General features: G+C 61.2%; 11 protein-coding genes, 1 pseudogene and 2 riboswitches. Of the genes and pseudogenes, 8 read left to right on the top strand and 4 right to left on the bottom strand.

Going from position 1 to position 18,873, the window contains the following annotated elements:
* Window positions 1-71: 71 nt before the first annotated feature.
* On the bottom strand, window positions 72-2,162 hold the full coding sequence (locus PQQ52_RS28075; protein WP_408218698.1) for a UvrD-helicase domain-containing protein: 2,091 nt from the start codon (window positions 2,160-2,162) through the stop codon (window positions 72-74).
* A gap of 433 nt (window positions 2,163-2,595) precedes the next feature.
* On the opposite strand from PQQ52_RS28075, the gene PQQ52_RS28070 reads away from it, so the two are divergent.
* The 7 genes from PQQ52_RS28070 (at window position 2,596) to PQQ52_RS28040 (ending at window position 11,971) form a co-directional block, all read left to right on the top strand.
* The gene (locus PQQ52_RS28070; RefSeq protein ID WP_408218695.1) at window positions 2,596-3,645 is read left to right on the top strand and encodes an oxidoreductase; all 1,050 of its coding nucleotides are present in this window, start codon (window positions 2,596-2,598) and stop codon (window positions 3,643-3,645) included.
* 195 nt (window positions 3,646-3,840) lie between these two features.
* Complete coding sequence (locus tag PQQ52_RS28065) at window positions 3,841-4,194, top strand: hypothetical protein (RefSeq protein WP_408218693.1); 354 nt, start codon at window positions 3,841-3,843, stop codon at window positions 4,192-4,194.
* A 142-nt stretch (window positions 4,195-4,336) separates the two neighbouring features.
* Window positions 4,337-4,437, top strand: a riboswitch (glycine riboswitch).
* A gap of 23 nt (window positions 4,438-4,460) precedes the next feature.
* A riboswitch (glycine riboswitch) is annotated at window positions 4,461-4,632 on the top strand.
* Window positions 4,633-4,713: 81 nt separating this feature from the next.
* Window positions 4,714-5,832: a glycine cleavage system aminomethyltransferase GcvT gene (gcvT, locus tag PQQ52_RS28060; protein WP_408218690.1), complete on the top strand. Its 1,119-nt coding sequence runs from the start codon at window positions 4,714-4,716 to the stop codon at window positions 5,830-5,832.
* Window positions 5,833-5,895: 63 nt separating this feature from the next.
* A complete protein-coding gene (gene gcvH / locus PQQ52_RS28055; protein ID WP_408218687.1) occupies window positions 5,896-6,276 on the top strand; it encodes a glycine cleavage system protein GcvH in 381 nt (126 codons plus the stop codon).
* A gap of 94 nt (window positions 6,277-6,370) precedes the next feature.
* Entirely contained in the window at window positions 6,371-9,307 is a 2,937-nt protein-coding gene (gcvP, locus tag PQQ52_RS28050; RefSeq protein WP_408218684.1) for an aminomethyl-transferring glycine dehydrogenase, read from the top strand.
* Between the two features lie 116 nt (window positions 9,308-9,423).
* Entirely contained in the window at window positions 9,424-10,554 is a 1,131-nt protein-coding gene (locus tag PQQ52_RS28045; protein ID WP_408218681.1) for an alginate lyase family protein, read from the top strand.
* A gap of 28 nt (window positions 10,555-10,582) precedes the next feature.
* Entirely contained in the window at window positions 10,583-11,971 is a 1,389-nt protein-coding gene (locus PQQ52_RS28040) for an L-serine ammonia-lyase (protein WP_408218678.1), read from the top strand.
* A 1,108-nt stretch (window positions 11,972-13,079) separates the two neighbouring features.
* On the opposite strand, the gene PQQ52_RS28035 is transcribed toward PQQ52_RS28040, so the two are convergent.
* Window positions 13,080-14,816, bottom strand: coding sequence for a M23 family metallopeptidase (locus tag PQQ52_RS28035; RefSeq protein WP_408218675.1), 1,737 nt, complete (start codon window positions 14,814-14,816; stop codon window positions 13,080-13,082).
* Between the two features lie 295 nt (window positions 14,817-15,111).
* Between PQQ52_RS28035 and PQQ52_RS28030 the strand changes: the two genes are divergently transcribed.
* Window positions 15,112-16,830: a thiamine pyrophosphate-binding protein gene (locus PQQ52_RS28030; RefSeq protein ID WP_408218672.1), complete on the top strand. Its 1,719-nt coding sequence runs from the start codon at window positions 15,112-15,114 to the stop codon at window positions 16,828-16,830.
* A 138-nt stretch (window positions 16,831-16,968) separates the two neighbouring features.
* Here PQQ52_RS28030 and PQQ52_RS28025 read toward each other — a convergent pair whose 3' ends face one another.
* Together PQQ52_RS28025 and PQQ52_RS28020 are read right to left on the bottom strand one after the other, a co-directional pair.
* Window positions 16,969-18,117 carry a branched-chain amino acid ABC transporter substrate-binding protein gene (locus PQQ52_RS28025; protein ID WP_408218669.1) on the bottom strand — a complete coding sequence of 383 codons (1,149 nt, stop codon included), beginning with the start codon at window positions 18,115-18,117 and terminating at the stop codon, window positions 16,969-16,971.
* Window positions 18,118-18,206: 89 nt separating this feature from the next.
* Window positions 18,207-18,873, bottom strand: a pseudogene (locus PQQ52_RS28020) (trifunctional transcriptional regulator/proline dehydrogenase/L-glutamate gamma-semialdehyde dehydrogenase); the annotation flags it as partial.

Raw genomic sequence — 18,873 nt, 5'->3', positions numbered from 1 at the left:
CCGCTTCCGCGCAGTTATCGCAGAGCAAAAAAAATCCCTGCACCGTGGCAACACGGGCAGGGATTTTTCATTCAAGGCTTCTGCAACAGCGCCTTCAAACTCGCAAGCCGGTCCTTCGGTGACATCGGCGCTTCTTCGGGTGTCGGCGGCGGCGCGTCGTCCAGCAGCATCTCGGGGATGAAGCGCGACGGCTCGCACACCACCGTCTCGCGCGCCCGCTTTCGCTTCTTGCACCAGTTCAGATGCAGGCTGCGCTGCGCACGCGTGATCGCGACGTACATCAGACGACGCTCTTCCTCGATGCGCGCGTCGTCGATCGGCTCGTCGTCCGGGCCGCCGCGGTGCGGCATGATGCCTTCTTCGACGCCGACCAGAAACACGTGCGGATACTCCAACCCCTTCGACGCGTGCACGGTCGAGAGCCGCACCGCGTCAGGATCTTCTTCGCGGCCTTCGAGCATCGACATCAGCGCCACAGTCTGGATCAGCCCGAGCAGACTCTTGCCGGTGTCGCCGAGGCCGTCGGCAGTGTCGTAGCCGGTTGCTTCGCTATTCCCTGAACCCTCGGGCTCAGCCTTGGTACCTTTGCGCTTCAACCATTCCATGAACTCGAGCACGTTCTGCCACTTGGACTGCGCCTGACGTTCGTCAAACGCGTCGTACAGATAGGCTTCGTAGTGAATCGCGTCCATCAGTTCGTCGAGCAGCGTGCCGGCGGCATCTTTCTCTGCGCGATCCGTGAGGCGCTGCATGAAGTCGCAGAACACGCGCATCGGTTCGATCTGGCGCGGCGACAGGCGCGCCTCGATGCCGCCCATGTAGACCGCTTCGAAGAGCGACACTTTCGCCTGGCCCGCGAACGAGCCGAGCGCTTCGAGCGTCGTATTGCCGACGCCGCGGCGCGGCGTGGTGATCGCGCGGATGAACGCGGGGTCGTCGTTGGCGTTCGCGATCAGGCGCAGATAGGCGCAGATATCCTTGATCTCGGCTTTGTCGAAGAACGACTGGCCGCCCGATAGCACATACGGAATCCGTTCACGCCGCAGCACCTGTTCGAAGATGCGCGCCTGAAAGTTGCCGCGATACAGGATCGCGTAGTCGCGGAAATTCGCGCGCCGCTCGAACTTGTGCGCGGACAGGCGGAACACGACGGACTCGGCCTCGTGCTCTTCGTCGTTGCAAGGCGTGACGGTGATCGTGTCGCCCATGCCGTGTTCGGACCACAGTTTCTTTTCGAACAGTTTCGGGTTGTTCGCGATCACGTTGTTCGCGGCAGTCAGAATGCGCACCGTCGAACGGTAGTTCTGCTCGAGCTTGATCAGATGCAGCTTCGGAAAGTCCTTGCTGAGCTGCCCGAGATTTTCGAGCGTCGCGCCGCGCCAGCCATAGATCGCCTGATCGTCGTCGCCGACGGCCGTGAACGCCGCGCGCTTGCCGGCCAGCAGTTTCACCAGCTCGTACTGACACGCGTTGGTGTCCTGATACTCGTCGATCAGCAGATAGCGCAGCTTGTTTTGCCAGCGGTCGCGTACCTGCTCGTTCTTCGCGAACAATTCGGCGGGCAGGCGGATCAGGTCGTCGAAATCGACCGCCTGATAGGCATGCAGCGTCGCCACGTAATTCCGGTAGACGATGGCGGCCTGATGTTCATCTTCGTTCGCGGCAATCGAGATCGCCTCTTCCGGCATGATCATGCCGTTCTTCCACAGCGAGATGATCGACTGGATCTTGCGGATGAAGCCCTTATCCGTCGAGCCAACCTGTTCCTGAATCATGCCGAAGCAGTCGTCCGAATCCATGATCGAGAACTGCGGCTTGAGGCCGACGTGTTCCGCTTCCTGCCGCAGAATCTGCACGCCGAGCGAGTGGAAGGTGCAGACCGTCAACTGATTGACGGGCACTTTGCGGCCTTCCTTGCCGGGCGTGGTGAGCGTCTTGCCTTCGAGCAGTTTGCCGACGCGCTCGCGCATTTCCAACGCGGCCTTGTTCGTGAACGTGACGGCGGCGATATGGCGTGGCTCGAAGCCTTTGGCCTCGATCAGGTGCGCAATTTTCTGCGTGATCACGCGCGTCTTGCCGCTGCCGGCGCCGGCGAGCACGAGACACGGACCGTCAAGATAACGGACCGCTTCATTTTGAGCGGGGTTCAGGCCTGCGGACATCGTCTGTGGATGGGTAATGCGGTTGAGGGCGCTTAGGTGCGGAATCGCGAGACCGAAGGCCCGGGGGCATGCTGCGCGGGGCGGGCGGCTGGAACAGGCGACTCGCGTGGCAGCGAGGGTGTTCCGGCTCCCTGCGTTCCCGCACGAGAGAAGCGATGTTAACACGGATGACTGAAGCGGACGCCGCGACAGACGAGCTGACGAACGGCTACGAGCGTGTCCGCGATGGCGGCTCGCCCGACGTCAAAAAACGGATGCTCGAACTCGCCACCCCGGCTGCGACAACTGGCGGCCGACGGCCGTCCAGACAGACGCCGCTGACAACCGCCTTCGACACCGCCGACAGTCTCCCTTCGGGACATGCCACAATTACAGTGTTGCGCGCCGTCGCCGCGGTGGCAAAGCGGCGCGCCGTTTTTGCAGGAATACACGCATGTCCGCATCGCTGAAGATTGGATTGATGGGTTACGGTTTTGCCGGCGCGACCTTTCACGCGCCGGTGATCGAGCATTGCGGGCGAGCCAGCGTCACGGCCATCGCGACGAGTCAGCCCGAACACGCGCTGGCCGATTATCCGCATGCGAAGGTGGTGGCCGATCTCGACGCGCTGCTGGCGCTGGAAGAAATCGACTGCGTCGTGATCGCAACGCCCAATGACACGCACTTCGACCTGGCGCGCCGCACGCTGGAGGCGGGCAAGCACGTGGTAGTCGACAAGCCGGTCACGCTGACTGCCGCGGATGCCCACACGCTCGCCAACATTGCGCTCGCCCGCGGCAAGCTGTTCGTGCCCTTTCACAACCGCCGCTGGGACGGTGATTTTCTGACCGTGCGGGACCTGCTCGCCGGCAGAGAGTTGGGGCGCGTCACGCAATACGAATCGCATTTCGACCGTTTCCGGCCGGAGGTTCGGCAGCGTTGGCGCGAGGAGGCTTCGCGTGGTGGCGGTTTGCTATTCGACCTTGGACCGCACCTGATCGATCAGGCATTGGCGTTGTTCGGCGCACCGCAGACCGTGTCCGCAACCGTTCGGACGCATCGCGACCAGGCCAGCGCGCCGGACTACGTGCACATTCAACTGGGGTACGGTGAGTTCGAAGTGGTGTTGCATGCCAGCGCGTTGACTGCGCTTGTCGCACCGAGGTTTGCGATCCACGGCACGCAGGGGAGCTATGTGAAACACGGGCTCGATACGCAGGAAGATCAGTTGAAAGCCGGCTTGCGGCCTGGCGATGACGGGTTCGGCGCCGGCAATGCGGCGGGGGTACTGCGTGTGATCGAAGGCGATCAGCAAGTGGAGCGGGAAGTGCCTACGCGCAACGGGGAATACGTCGGCTTTTATATTGCCTTGGCCGACGCCATTCAGAACGGCGTGAAATTTCCTGTCAGCGCTCAGGACGCGGTCGACGTGATGACGATTATCGAACTGGCCGCCAGGAGTTCGGAAGAAGGCGCCCGGCTGCCGTTTGAGCGTATTCGCTAACTTTTGCCTACGGGGCGTTTTCTGCCTGTCTGGCGGCGGCACACTGACAATGCCGCCGCCCCAGGCAAAAAGCCTGACAACCCCGAAAGGAACATAACGTTACAAATAACCCCGTGTTCGCGGTCAGCGCGAATCCCCGGCAATCCGTTGCTACCCCAGTAGCACAACAAAACGACAACGACTTCCGGAGAGTCCATGCCACGTATCGTCCGCGCAGTAGCAGTATGCGCATTGCTCAGTTCCCTGGCCGCCTGCGTGGTGGCCCCCCAGCAACCCGCGCCGGCGCCGCGCCCGAACCCGCAGCAGATCGCGGATCAGCGCCTGAATCAGGTTAACGGCCGTATCGACAACCTGAGCCGCCGCATCGACGTTCGCGTCAACCAAGGCTACTATCCGCCCCCGCAAGGCGGCGCGCTGCACCACCGCCTCGACGTGATCCGTCAGGAAGCGCATGACATGGCGGCGCAACACGGCGGCGGCCTGTCCGGCGACGAACAGCGCGTGCTGAACCAGGAACTGGACAACGCGGCACACGCCATCGGCGAATAATCGCGCCGGTTCAGGCACTGAAGCAAAGAAGCGCGGGCATCACGTCCCGCGCTTTTTTTTGACATTCGCGAGCCCGCAGCGGCAACGCCCACGCCCCTTACGGGCCTTTATTTGACAAGCCACCGACCCTCGCGTACATTCGCCGCACGCGTCGGGAGAGCGTGCTGGCCGCAGAAAATCGCAGGCCGCGCCGCCGAAGGGGCACACCCGCAAACTCTCAGGCAAAAGGACCGACCGCGTCGAAAAACCCGCCTCACGGCCCAGGTTTTTCGCACTCTGGAGAGCGGCAGTAGCCGTCTGCGTCGCGTACATCGAACGTACGTCGAGCAGATTCTGGCAAGCTGCCCACCGAAGGGGCGCGCGTTTCACCGTAGCGATTACGGCTTCACCATCGCACGGCAGCGCAATCTCTCAGGTATCGAGGACAGAGGGGCCATGCAACGCAATCGCTCGCAGCCAGCAGGCCGCGAGGCGTAGCGCCGCGTGGCCTTTTTTGTTTCGCGAGATGCCCGAGGCCCCATGACCGAACTCAAACACACTCCGCTCAACGCCACCCATCGTGCGCTCAACGCCCGCATGGTCGATTTCGGCGGCTGGGACATGCCCGTCAACTACGGCTCGCAGATCGACGAACACCGCGCCGTGCGCACCGACGCCGGTATGTTCGACGTCTCGCACATGTGCGTCGTCGATTTCACCGGCGAGCGCGTGCGCGCCTTCTTCGAGTACGCGCTGGCGAACAACGTCGCCAAGCTGCAAACGCCGGGCCGCGCGCTCTACTCCTGTCTGCTGAACCCGAACGGCGGTGTGATCGACGATCTGATCGTCTATTACTTCGGCGAAGATCATTTCCGTGTGGTCGTCAACGCCGGCACCGCCGATAAAGACATTACCTGGTTCGGCCAGCTCAACGCCGAAGGCAGCTTCGGCTTGACCATCACGCCGCGCCGCGATTACGCGATCGTCGCCGTGCAAGGCCCGAACGCCCGCGAAAAAGTCTGGCAAACCGTGCCGGCCGCGCGTGCCGCCACTGAAGCATTGAAGCCGTTCAACGCCGCGCGCGTGGACGACACGCCGTTCGGCGAACTCACCGTCGCCCGCACCGGCTACACCGGCGAAGACGGCTTCGAAATCATTGTCTCGTCAGATCACGTCGAAGCGCTGTGGAACGCGCTGCAAGCACAAGGCGTGCGCCCTGCCGGTCTCGGCGCGCGCGACACGCTGCGGCTCGAAGCCGGCATGAACCTGTACGGCCAGGATATGGACGACAACGTCTCGCCGCTCGACGCCGGCCTCGCCTGGACTGTCGATCTGACCTCGCCACGCGAATTCGTCGGCAAGGGCAAGCTTGAAGCGGACGGTTCGCAGGCCGCGTTCGTCGGTCTGATCCTGCTGAAGGAAAACGGCAAGGCAGCGGGCGTGCTGCGTGCTCACCAGAAAGTCGTCACGCTGCATGGCGAAGGCGAAATCACCAGCGGCACTTTTTCACCCACGATGCAGGAATCGATCGCCTTTGCGCGCGTGCCGAAAGGCGTGCAGCCGGGCGACACGGTTCACGTCCAGATTCGTGACAAAAACGTCCCCGCAAGCGTGGTAAAACTGCCGTTCGTGCGCAACGGCAAGGTGCTCGCAGTTTAAGCAGCCGGCGCGTACGTTTAACTTTTTAAGTCACTACCGAATCACACCGCATAGGAGCATCCGATGAGCATCCCGGCCGATCTGAAATACACCGAATCGCACGAGTGGGTCCGCACCGAAGCGGACGGCACGCTGACGGTCGGCATCACCGACCATGCGCAAGAAGCGCTCGGCGACATCGTCTTCTTCGAAGTCCAGGAACTGGGCAAGACCGTCAACGCTGGCGACACCGTCGCCGTGATCGAGTCGGTGAAAGCCGCTTCCGATATCTACGCGCCGGTCTCGGGCGAAATCATCGAAGCGAACCCGGCCGTCACCGATACGCCGGATGGCGTCAACAGCGCACCGTACGAGAACTGGCTTTTCAAGATCAAGCCGGCCGCGGACGCATCGCTGGATCGCCTGATCGACGCGGACGCTTACGCCAAGGCCGTCGGCGCCTGATTCGCCGCAAGTTGCACCATTACGTTTAAACCCGACAGGCGCGGCGCGTCCGATTCGACAGTCGAACGGACGCCCGCACCGGCAGGAACACCTCATGAAGCTCGAACACCCGGATCGTCTGATGAACCGCACTCCTCTCTCGCTCGCCGCGCTCGAAGTGCATGATGCCTTCGCCGAACGGCACATCGGCCCGGATTCGGCCGACCAGCATGCGATGCTCGAAGCCCTCGGCTTCGCATCGCGCGCCGCGCTGATCGACGCCGTCATTCCGAAGACGATCCGCCGCACCGAAACGCTGCCGCTCGGCCCCTTTGCCCAGCCGAAGAGCGAAGCGGAAGCGCTCGCCGCGCTGCGTGAACTGGCGGACAAAAACCAGGTGTTCCGCTCGTACATCGGGCAGGGCTATTACAACGCGCACACCCCGACGGTGATCCTGCGTAACGTGCTGGAAAATCCGGCGTGGTACACCGCGTACACGCCGTATCAGCCGGAAATCTCGCAGGGTCGTCTGGAAGCGCTGCTGAACTTCCAGCAGATGATCGTCGACCTCACCGGCCTCGCGATCTCGAATGCCTCGCTGCTTGACGAAGCCACCGCCGCCGCCGAAGCGATGACGCTGCTGCAACGCGTGGGCAAGCCGAAGTCGAACGTGTTCTACGTGGCCGACGACGTGTTACCGCAAACCATCGAAGTGGTAAAGACGCGCGCCACGCCGGTCGGCATCGAAGTGAAAGTCGGCCCGGCTGCGGACGCGGCGACCGCGAATGCGTTCGGCGTGCTGCTGCAATACCCGGGCGTGAACGGCGACGTGCGCGACTACCGCGCGCTCGCCGATGCGATCCACGCAGCGGGTGGCCACGTGGTGGTCGCCGCCGACCTGCTCGCGCTGACCGTTTTGACGCCGCCGGGCGAGTGGGGCGCGGACGTTGCCGTCGGCAACACCCAGCGTTTCGGCGTGCCGGTTGGTTTCGGCGGCCCGCACGCGGCTTACCTCGCCGTGCGCGACGAATTCAAGCGTCAGATGCCGGGCCGTCTCGTCGGTGTGACCGTCGATGCGCAAGGCAATCCGGCGCTGCGTCTCGCGCTGCAAACGCGTGAACAACATATCCGCCGCGAGAAGGCGACCTCGAACGTGTGTACCGCGCAAGCGCTGCTCGCGATCATGGCTAGCATGTACGCGGTCTATCACGGCCCGCGTGGTCTGAAGACGATCGCGCTGCGTGTGAACCGCATCGCGGCATTGCTGGCTGAAGGCGCGAAGCAACTCGGCTACACGCTCGTCAACGAAACCTTCTTCGATACGCTGACGTTCGAAGCCGGCGCACGCACGCAAGCGCTGCATGACGCCGCGAAGGCGAAGCGCATCAACCTGCGCCGCGTCAGCGGTACGCAAGTCGGTCTGTCGATCGACGAAACCACGGCGCGCCGTGACTTGGCCGATCTGCTCGCGGTGTTCGCAGAAGCGGCGGGCGCCAAAGATGTGCCGCAAGTCGACGCACTCGACGCAGCCATTGCCGCGTCGAACACCGCATCGGTGCCCACCGCGCTTGAACGCACGAGCGCGTACCTCACGCACCACGTATTCAACCGTCATCATTCTGAAACGGAAATGCTGCGCTATCTGCGCAGCCTGTCGGACAAGGACCTTGCGCTCGACCGCTCGATGATCCCGCTCGGCTCGTGCACGATGAAGCTGAACGCGACCTCGGAAATGTTGCCGGTCACGTGGCCCGAATTCGGTCAGATCCATCCGTTCGCACCGGCCGAGCAAACCGTCGGCTACCGCGAAATGATCGATCAGCTAGAAGAGATGCTGGTCACGGCAACCGGGTACGCAGCGGTGTCGCTGCAACCTAACGCCGGTTCGCAAGGCGAATACGCCGGCCTGTTGATCATCCACGCTTACCACGCGTCGCGCGGCGAAGCCCATCGCAATGTCTGCCTGATTCCTGCTTCGGCGCACGGCACGAATCCGGCGTCGGCGCAAATGGCCGGCATGCAAGTAGTCGTCGTGGCTTGCGACGCGCAAGGCAACGTCGATATCGAGGACCTGAAGAAGAAGGCCGATCAGCACGCCGACAAGCTCGCGGCGATCATGATCACGTACCCGTCCACCCACGGCGTGTTCGAGGCTAACGTCCGCGAAATCTGCGAGATCGTGCATGCGCACGGAGGTCAGGTCTACGTGGACGGCGCGAACATGAACGCAATGGTCGGCCTGTGTGCGCCGGGCCAGTTCGGCGGCGACGTCTCGCATCTGAACCTGCACAAGACCTTCTGCATTCCGCACGGCGGCGGCGGACCGGGCGTCGGTCCGGTCGCGGTCGGCGCGCATCTCGCGCAATTCCTGCCAAATCAGATTTCGTCGGGCTATGAGCGCGCGCCGAACGGTATTGGCGCCGTGTCGGGCGCACCGTACGGTTCCGCGTCGATCCTGCCGATTTCGTGGATGTACATCGCGATGATGGGCGCGAAGAACCTCACGGCTGCCACCGAAACCGCAATCCTCAACGCGAACTACGTCGCGAAGAAACTCGCGCCGCACTATCCGGTGCTGTATTCGGGCCCGGGCGGACTGGTCGCGCACGAGTGCATTCTCGATCTGCGTCCGATCAAGGACACCAGTGGTATTACGGTCGACGACGTCGCCAAGCGCCTCGCCGATTATGGCTTCCACGCACCGACGATGAGCTTCCCGGTGCCGGGCACGCTGATGGTCGAACCGACCGAATCGGAATCGAAGGAAGAACTCGACCGCTTCATCGAAGCGATGATCGCGATCCGCGAGGAAATTCGCGCCGTCGAAGAAGGTCGCTCGGACCGCGAAGACAATCCGCTGAAGCACGCACCGCATACGGCAGCGGTGGTCATCGCGAACGACTGGAAGCATGCGTATGCGCGCGAAACCGCCGCGTATCCGCTGCCCACGCTGATTGCGAAGAAGTACTGGCCGCCGGTCGGCCGGGCAGACAACGTGTACGGCGACCGCAATCTGTTCTGCTCCTGCGTGCCGATCGCCGATTACGAGTAAGCGTGGCCTTGACCGCGCATCGCCCGAAGGTTGTAAGCAGGCGTTGCGCGGTTCTGTCGCTTGTGTCCGCAAACGGCTAACATCACACACCGAATCAGCCTAACGAGGAGTTTCGCATGGCGCGAAAGGTGCGATTGATGCAAAGCCGGACCGGAGCAACGCGAGCCCAGACATGGCAGCAGACTTGCACACTGTTGTTAGCAGGCGCGGCGGTGCTGCTGCCGCTGCGGCAGGCGCAAGCCGCGATGAATTTTTGTGCAGCGCCCGCGCTGCAAACCAGCGAGCGCACGAATGCCGATCCAGGGGTCAAAGCGCTGGTGAGCAACGTGCTGGCGCATCTGAACGACCCGCCGCATGCGCTGGCAAAACTGCATACCGAAGGCACGCTGCCTCACGAAGGCATCTACGATCAGAGCGTCGAGGCGGAGAAGGATCTCGATCTGCTGCGTGACGCCGCGCTCGCATGGCGCGCGACCAGTGACGACCGTTATCTGAAGTTGGTCGATCGCTTGCTGTATGCGTGGGTCACGACTTATCAACCCAGTTTCAATCCGATCGACGAAACCCATTTCGAAGGCCTGATCCTCGCCTACGACATGACCGCGAGCGCGCTACCGGTGAAAACGCGCAACGCATCGATGGCGTTCCTGACGAAGCTCGCGAACGGCTACATCGGGCAGATCGATGCCCAGCCGCGGCCACTCAAGGGCACGTTTAAGAACAACTGGCAAAGCCACCGGATCAAACTGATCTCGATGGCCGCGTTCACGCTGGATAACCGCAAGATGATCAATGCGGCTCAGCGCCTGTTCGACGAGCATATCGGCGACAACATCGCGCCGGACGGCTCGACGTTCGACTTCGGCGAGCGTGACGCGCTGCACTACGTCACCTACGACCTGCAGCCGCTTGTGACCGCCGCGCTCGCTGCGCGCCGCCACAACCGAAACTGGTTGCCGGAGAGGGGGGAGAACGGCGCCTCGCTGGCAGCCGCGCTGAACTGGCTCACGCCGTACGCGGACGGCAGCAAAACGCATGAAGAATTCGTGCATTCGAGCGTTCCGTTCGATGCCAAACGTCGCGAGGCCGGTTTGCCTGGCTATTCGGGTCAATGGGATCCGAAAAACGCGACGGAACTGTTTCACCTGGCGGCGCGTCTCGATGGACGCTATACGCCGATCGCGCTGCAGCTCGCACCGACGCCGCCCGCGTGGCTCGCCGTGTGTTTGCCGCTACCGGCGCGCTAAACCAACTTTTATCAGCAGGGAGCAGTAAATGGCAGTCAGTGTGTTCGACCTCTTCAAAATCGGCATTGGTCCGTCCAGTTCGCATACGGTTGGGCCGATGCGTGCGGCGCTGATGTTCGCGCAAGGGCTCGAACGCGACGGGCTGCTGGGGGCGACGGCGTCAGTAAAAGTGGATCTGTACGGTTCGCTCGGCGCGACCGGCAAAGGACATGGCACCGATCGCGGCGTAATGCTCGGTTTGATGGGCGATGCGCCCGACACAGTTGATCCGGACACGATCGCGCAGCGGCTTGAAGCAGTTAAGGCGTCGCGCAAGCTCGCCTTGCTCGGCACGCACGACGTACCGTTCGTCCAGAAAGATCACATTTCGTTTTATCGCCAGGCGCTGTCCGAGCATCCGAACGGCCTGATACTGCGTGCGTACGGCGCGCAGGGCGAGACGCTGCGCGAGTCGACGTATCTATCGGTGGGCGGCGGTTTTGTGGTGACGGCGGGCGCCCCGAACACGAAGGTGCTGAGCGCCGTCGAACAATTGCCGCATTCGTTTCGCAGCGGCAACGAATTGCTCGAACTGTGCAATTCGACCGGCAAGAGCATCGCGCAACTGATGTGGGAAAACGAACGCGTCTGGCGTACGGAAGAGGAAATACGTTCCGGCTTGCTGAAGATCTGGAACGTGATGCAGTCATGTGTGTCGCGCGGTTGCGGCATCAACAATCCGGGTGCAGACGGTAACTTGCCCGGCCCGTTCCAGGTGAAGCGCCGTGCGCCGCAGCTGTACCGCGCGTTGTCGGGGAATCCTGAGCTGGCGCTGCGCGATCCGCTGTCGATGGTCGACTGGATCAATCTCTACGCCATCGCCGTGAATGAAGAAAACGCCGCGGGCGGGCGCGTGGTAACCGCGCCTACCAATGGCGCGGCCGGCATCATCCCCGCGGTGCTGCATTACTACACGCGCTTCATGCCGGGTTCGAACGAGCAAGGCGTGATCGACTTCCTGTTGACGGCGGCGGCAATCGGCATTCTGTACAAGCTGAACGCGTCGATTTCAGGCGCGGAAGTGGGGTGCCAGGGCGAAGTCGGCGTGGCGTGCTCGATGGCCGCGGGCGCGCTCGCGGCGGTGATGGGCGGCACGCCTGCTCAAGTCGAGAATGCTGCTGAGATCGGCATGGAACATAACCTCGGGCTGACGTGCGATCCGGTCGGCGGGATGGTGCAGATTCCATGTATTGAGCGCAATGCGATGGGCTCGGTGAAAGCCGTCAATGCGGCGCGAATGGCGCTGCGCGGTGACGGCACACATTATGTGTCGCTGGACTCTGTGATCAAGACAATGATGCAGACCGGCGCGGATATGAAGACCAAGTACAAGGAAACGTCGCGCGGTGGGTTGGCGGTAAATATCGTAGAGTGTTGAGAACACTTGGTTTGCGGCAGGTGTGCGACCAACGCAAGACGCCCAATGTGAATTGGGAGGCGTGCGCCGCCCTGACATCGGCACGCGCCGCCACACGTCAGCTGTACGCGTCTTTGCAGGCAAACTCTGTGGCCTTTGTCCGGGAAACTCGAAAACACTTCGAAGGGAGATAAAGCGCCCTCGCCCGATTCCACAAATAAACAACCTTTGTTCCGGGAAAACCGGGGGCTGCTTGGGTAAGCGTGACCCATTGCGCCGGCCGAGCCGAGCTCTCTCTGCTTGTAACTGCGTCAATGCTGGCTACGGGCGGTGATGTCAAAACGACGCACCATCGACTCCCACCGCGTTTCTCGAAGATCGTCCTCGGTGAATTGGTACCCGTTGTTCGGTCTTGGGTAAGCAGCATTTCGCCAGTAACGTATTTGGCTGTCTTGCCCACCACGTTGTCATCGGCCGCATAGTCAGACCCATACACGACCGCCATACCTAATTCGATTGAACGATAGCATTCACCGTAATGCGAGTTGGTCCACGCCTGAGGCAAGGGCGGGAGGCCATCGGCGAATGCAGGTATCGCTGCGAAAAAAATCAGGAAACTAAGATTTTTGTGCTGCATAGATAATCGTTACAGTTTGGGTCGAAGGTACCGCAGCAGGTGGAAACGCAGTGCAAAGTGCAGGACTCCCGGGCGGCGACAACGGCGGGTAACTGAGAGGTCCACTACCGGTTCTGCGCGGCTGGTCCAGCAATACTTCGGCAAGAAGCAGGGCAAACTGCTGACGGTTCGCATATCCGTGGCCGCCTCCATTGACGAGCCAGCTGATGAAACCCACTATGGCCGGCGACGTGCCAAGATCAGCCGCGCGATTGATGTTGTGCTTGCCGCGAAATGTCTTCGCTAGCCAATACATCGCTGCGGATTCGGCAGCATGATTTGGATCGGTGGCAACGACGTGTGGATCGAATCGAGGCGACCATCGCTGCGCTGCAGCGCCGTCCGCCCAGACATGCGTTGACGTTGAAGTGATACGCGGGTCCACGTATGTTGACACCCCGTGACTGGCGACGCCCCGATATAGCCCGTACGCATCGTAGTTGAACGGCCACGTTAGTTGGAATAGCCGCGGCCATAGAAGGGCCCGTAAACGTAGCCAAAGCCCGTCGAGTCCTCCACCATCGTGCGAAGCGTATCTGTCTCGATATGCGTCTGCGCAAGGAAATGCACCAACCGAATCCGGCTTTCATTCAGATACTTTCGGTAGATGAGATTTATCGGTTTTGCATGTGTACTTCCGCGCGCGAAGGCGACATTCCACGGAATATTTCCGGACAGCGATGTCCTAGGCAGACATTGGGAAAGTTCGTTTGCGCTCAGCCATCCACATTTCCTGAAATGCTCTATAAAAGCCTTGGGCGGAAAGTGCCAGCATTGGTCGACGGGCGGGAGATGTGGGTCGTGGACCTCCTCCCAAAACGCTAAAGCTTGTATATGAGCCTTCAGCAAATTGAAATCGTTCGCAGGCAGCGCCACAGGCAAGCTTTCACTCGGTTCCTTGAGCCATCCCCAGTGGCGTTCGATGGAGTCCTCGTTTCTGGACCACTCGATCGGAAATTTGCAGATCGCTTTCGACAACCGTGTGCGCACTGCGTCAGCATGGAGGCCTTGCACTGCTTCAGCGTGTGACACGTGACCATCACCGTTCACATCGAGCCAGCGTCTAATCGTTGACGAACCACATAGGCTTTTCGCCATCGTATCGTCGTCAATGAGACCCCAGCCGGCCCAATGCGGCAAGTCTGCATCGCTATAGACGCCGATAGCGGTAAGGTTCAAATTTACCCACCCAACCGCTTCGGGCATCGTGATTTTTCGCCAGTGACCGAATTTAGCGCCGGCAGGCAGCGCGTCGGTACCTGAGGTACGCCCGAAACGCAGTATTTCGTAAATTGCACATGGCGTCGGCACAACCGCATAGCCGCTTCCCGCCGAGTCATTCAACTCGATATATTTCGCCCTCAGCCGGTTGGCCTCCCTGTATAGCCCATATTCATATCCACTACCGCACGTCAGTGATCCGAAAACGACATACCGTCCATCGACACCCTTGTGAAACGTGGTCAGCGTGCATTCGCCTCGTTGATATCGCATCTGAACCACGTACTCCTGCTCGGTCGTACGCGCCGCTTGTGGCGTGATGAGGGCACAGGGTGGCGACTCTCTATCATCTACTCGATACGGATGCGGCTCGCGATTTTCGAACACCGGTATCCCTTTCGGCACCCTGAACCAGATATCGCCGTAAATAGCGTCTTTGCGGCCAGTTGCCGCCGTGAGCGGCCCTGTGCAGCGCCCGACCAGCTTTTCAAGGTCCGCCTGATTGCAGACGATTTCGAAATGTATCTGACCGATCTGCCCATATACCTGTCCCGCGATGCCGATTACATCCTTCCGATAGACTTTCCCACCCGCAACCAGCGACGATATGACCGTTTGCAAATGCATGTAGATCGAGAAGAAGTTCACCTTTGCGCTATCACCATCGCCGATCTCCGTCGAATGTTTGATGACTACACAGCCGTCGTCCGTCCGTACATTGCGATAGGACAAAGCTGCCTTTTCACTGGCGTCGGTTTGTCGCGCATAGACGCCCGTTCCATCGGCGATGGCACGCACCGGAGCAGCGGTGCCGTGCGCATCACGAGGGGCAATGAGGTGCACGCCACCGTGCCAGCCAAGGTTGTAGCTGACCGGATATGCTCCGTTTCCTGGCGCGCATTCCTGCATGCCAGCGGCACACACATCGTGATCTGAGACGATGGTATCTCCCGCTTCGGCGGATTCCATTTCGTGACCTGATACTGGTAGCAAGAACGGATGGCTTATTAGCATTACTTATCATATTCAATGTTCATGGTCACGAAAATTGCGAATTCGGTGCCTTGTGGTTTCGATGTTTTCGACGCGCCTAGTAAAACTAGTTCAATCCTACGCGTCAAATTCATCTCGAAAAATTCTCTTGCGCAATCTGACGGATCACGCCATGCAGTGACGTCGACCTCTCAGTCGGCGTAAGCTATCGGTGACAACTCGCTTGATCAAGATCAGAAGCATTACCAACCCATATGGAGGCTTCATCGCAATGTCGCTGCCGAACGCTCCCGTTTCTGATTCTTCCGCCGCCCAAACCACCGGCGCGCGCCTCGTGGTCGATGCCTTGCTGACGCACGGCGTCGAACGTGTTTTCTGTGTACCCGGCGAGAGTTTTCTCGCCGTGCTCGATTCGCTACACGACGAAACCGACCACATCCAGACCATCGTCTGCCGGCATGAAGCGGCGGCCGCGAACATGGCCGAAGCAGTCGGCAAATTGACAGGACGTCCGGGCGTCGCCATCGTCACGCGCGGACCGGGTGCGACACATGCATCGATCGGCGTGCACACCGCGTTTCAGGACTCCACGCCGATGATTCTGCTGATCGGCCAGTGCGCGCGCGAGCATCTGGACCGTGAAGCCTTCCAGGAAATCGACTACCGGCGCATGTTCGGTCAGATGGCGAAATGGGTCGCACAAATCGACGATCCGAAGCGCATTCCCGAGTATCTGAGCCATGCGTTTCACACGGCGACGTCGGGGCGGCCAGGGCCGGTCGTGTTGTCGTTGCCGGAAGATGTGTTGAGCGACGCGTGTGAAGCCGTAGCCAGTGCGCCGAGATATAAGCGTGTGGCGGCGTCGCCATCCGCAGCGCAGATCGAAGCGTTACGTCAATTGCTGGAAGGCGCGCAACGGCCGATGGTAATTGCCGGTGGCAGCGGTTGGACACCTGCGGCATGTGCCGACCTGCAACGCTTCATCGAGAATTGGCAATTGCCGATCGGGCTCGCGTTCCGCTTTCAGGACACACTCGACAACGAGCATCCGAACTATGCGGGGGATGTCGGCCTCGGTATCAATCCGGCGCTTGCCCAACGTATCCGCGATGCGGACTTGCTACTCACGCTCGGCCCACGGCTAGGCGAAGCAACGACTAACGGCTACACGCTGCTCGACATTCCGAAGACCAAACAAACGCTGGTGCATGTGCATCAAGGTGCGGAAGAGCTCGGGCGCGTCTATGCAGCGGATCTACCGATCGTCTCGGGCATGCCTGAGTTGGCAGCGCTGCTTGCAGTGTTAAAGCCGTCCTCCGCCAAGCTCGCATGGACCGGCGCCGCGGAAGAAGCGCATCGCGCGTATCTCGACTGGCGCAAACCACGCCCGATTCCCGGCGACGTGCAAATGGGCGAAGTCATCCAGCAGTTGCGCGCGCATCTACCGGAAGACGCGATCCTCACCAACGGCGCAGGCAACTACGCGACATGGCTGCATCGGCATTTCTCGTATCGGCATTTCCGCTCGCAACTCGCGCCGACCAGTGGCGCGATGGGTTACGGCGTACCGGCGGCAATCGCGGCGAAGTCGATGTACCCGCAACGGGCTGTGGTTGCGTTAGCCGGTGACGGTTGCTTCATGATGTCCGCGCAAGAACTTGCGACAGCGATGCAGTATGACCTGCATGTGATTTTCATCGTCGTGAATAACGGTCACTTCGGCACGATCCGGATGCATCAGGAACGGCACTATCCGAATCGCGTGCATGGCACCGGTCTCACGAATCCGGACTTTGCGGCATTCGCAAAGTCGTTCGGCGCACATGGAGAGACGGTGGAGCGGACTGAAGATTTTCTGCCGGCGTTGCAGCGTTCGATGGAAGCGAAGCGCGCGGCAGTGATCGAGATTCGCATGCCGCAGGAAGCGAGCACACCGGGGGCGACGTTGGAGCAGATTCGCGAGCAGGGGAGGAAGCTGCGAGGGGAGTGATGTTGCGTTGTGACCTGCACGCATAGCGAAGCACCAAAGAAAAAGCCCTGCGGCTCAAAAGAGCTGCAGGGCTTTTTTGTGCAGCGAGCGCCACGCCAAAACCACGCGTGACACTCAAATGCTCATGCGAGAAGCCGCTTACTTCCCGCCCACGCTTTGCAGCGTCGTCCACTTGCCGTCGACAACCTTGTACAGCGTGATGCCGCCGTTCTTCAGGTCGCCCTTGCCGTCGTACGCAAGGTTCGCTGCCGTCACTGCCGGCATCGAGGTCTTCGCGAGCAGCGGCAGGTACTTGGCCGGATCGGTCGAGTTAGCCTTCTTCATGGCGTCGAACATTGCCATTGCGCCGTCGTAAGCGTACGGCGAGTACGTTTGCACGTCTTCGTTGAAACGCTTCTTGTACTTCGCGACGTAGTCCTTGCCACCCGGCATTTCTTCCAGCGGCAGGCCGGCGAGCGATGCCACCGTGCCATCCGCCGCGTTACCCGCGAGCTGGATGAAGGTCGGCGTGTGAACCATTTCGCCGCCCATCAACGGAGCCTTGATGCCCAGTTGTTTCATCTGCTTGACCATCGGTGCCGCTTGCGAATCCGCGCCGCCGTAGTACACCAGATCCGGGTTGACCGACTTCAGCTTGGTCAGGATCGACTTGAAGTCGACAGCCTTGTCGTTCGTGTATTCACGATCGACGATCTGACCGCCTGCTGCCTTCGCTGCCTTTTCGAACTGATCTGCCAGACCCTGGCCGTAAGCCGTACGGTCGTCGACGATCACGATCTTCTTCATGCCCAAAGTCTTCACGGCGAACGTGCCGGCGACCGAACCTTGCTGCGTGTCGGACGTCATCATGCGAAACGTGGTCTTGAAGCCTTGTTGCGTGTACTCAGGCGCCGTCGCCATTGCGATTTCGGGGATGCCCGCGTTCGCATAGATGCGCGAAGCCGGAATCGTGGTGCCCGAGTTGAAGTGGCCGAGCATGCCCTTGATGCCGTCATCCACCAGCTTTTGTGCAACGGTCGTGCCGGTGCGCGGGTCAGCCTGGTCGTCGGCCGAGTCCAGCACGAAGCGAACCTGCTTGCCACCGATCACAGGCTTGGTTGCGTTCATGTCTTCCACAGCCAGCGTGATGCCGTTCTGGAAGTCCTTACCGTAGTGCGCCTGTGCGCCCGTCATCGGACCGGCAAAGCCGATCTTCACGTCTTCAGTCGATTGAGCGTTGGCCGTCCCCGCCAGCGACATTGCCGCAACCAGCGCTGCGCCTGCCAGCTGTTTCATCTTGTGTTGCATAGCTTCTCCTTGGTACCAGGTGTGGATGGAGCGGTTTTTCGGGGTCGCCGTACCGCTTCCGTTTTTTTGAAGTAATCGATGAGGTTCGCTCAACCGATCGTCATCAAATTCGCATTACCGCCTGCTGCTGCCGTATTCACACTGACTGAGCGTTCCGTCAGTAGACGCTCAAGCGCGTAATCCTCGTCGCCGCTCTCCAGCGCGCGAGCCGCGACGCCCTGCACCGAGACAATGGGCCCCGGACGTTTCGCGACTTCCTTCACCAGCGCCAGCAGTTCGTCGCTATCGCCTTCGAACAGCACGGCGTCGAACGGCGTATCGGCGCTCTTCTTCACGCTTGCGTATGACTTCAACGCGGCGGGCAGCTGCGACACCAATTGTTCACCAGCCGCGCCTTCGAACAAGGCGCGATTTCCCGTAGCCAGCGCCGCGGCAAACTGCACGCGCGCCCCGCTCGCCGTCGATGCAATGCACAGCACCGTGCCGCGCGCGCCCAGCGTGTACGTGTTGCGCTCGCCGGTGGGCCCAGACAATACCGCAGTTGCGCCCGCCGGCACATGCGACAGATAACCGTCGCAGCGTGCTGCCAGCACCGGCTGCTGTTCGCCGATCAGCCAGTCTCGCAGCGCCGTCAAGGCAGCGGACGGACTGTCGCTGCGATTATCCCCGTTCGAGCCCGTTTGCGGCACCTCGACGATCAACGACTGCGCCAGCGATTTCGGCAAACCAGCCGGACGCGTGGCCAGCAAACGCTGC

Source organism: Paraburkholderia sediminicola, assembly GCF_046030555.1.
Lineage (GTDB): Bacteria > Pseudomonadota > Gammaproteobacteria > Burkholderiales > Burkholderiaceae > Paraburkholderia > Paraburkholderia sediminicola_E.
The sequence above is the reverse complement of the archived record's forward strand: the minus strand, read 5'-3'. Positions and strand labels throughout refer to the sequence as shown.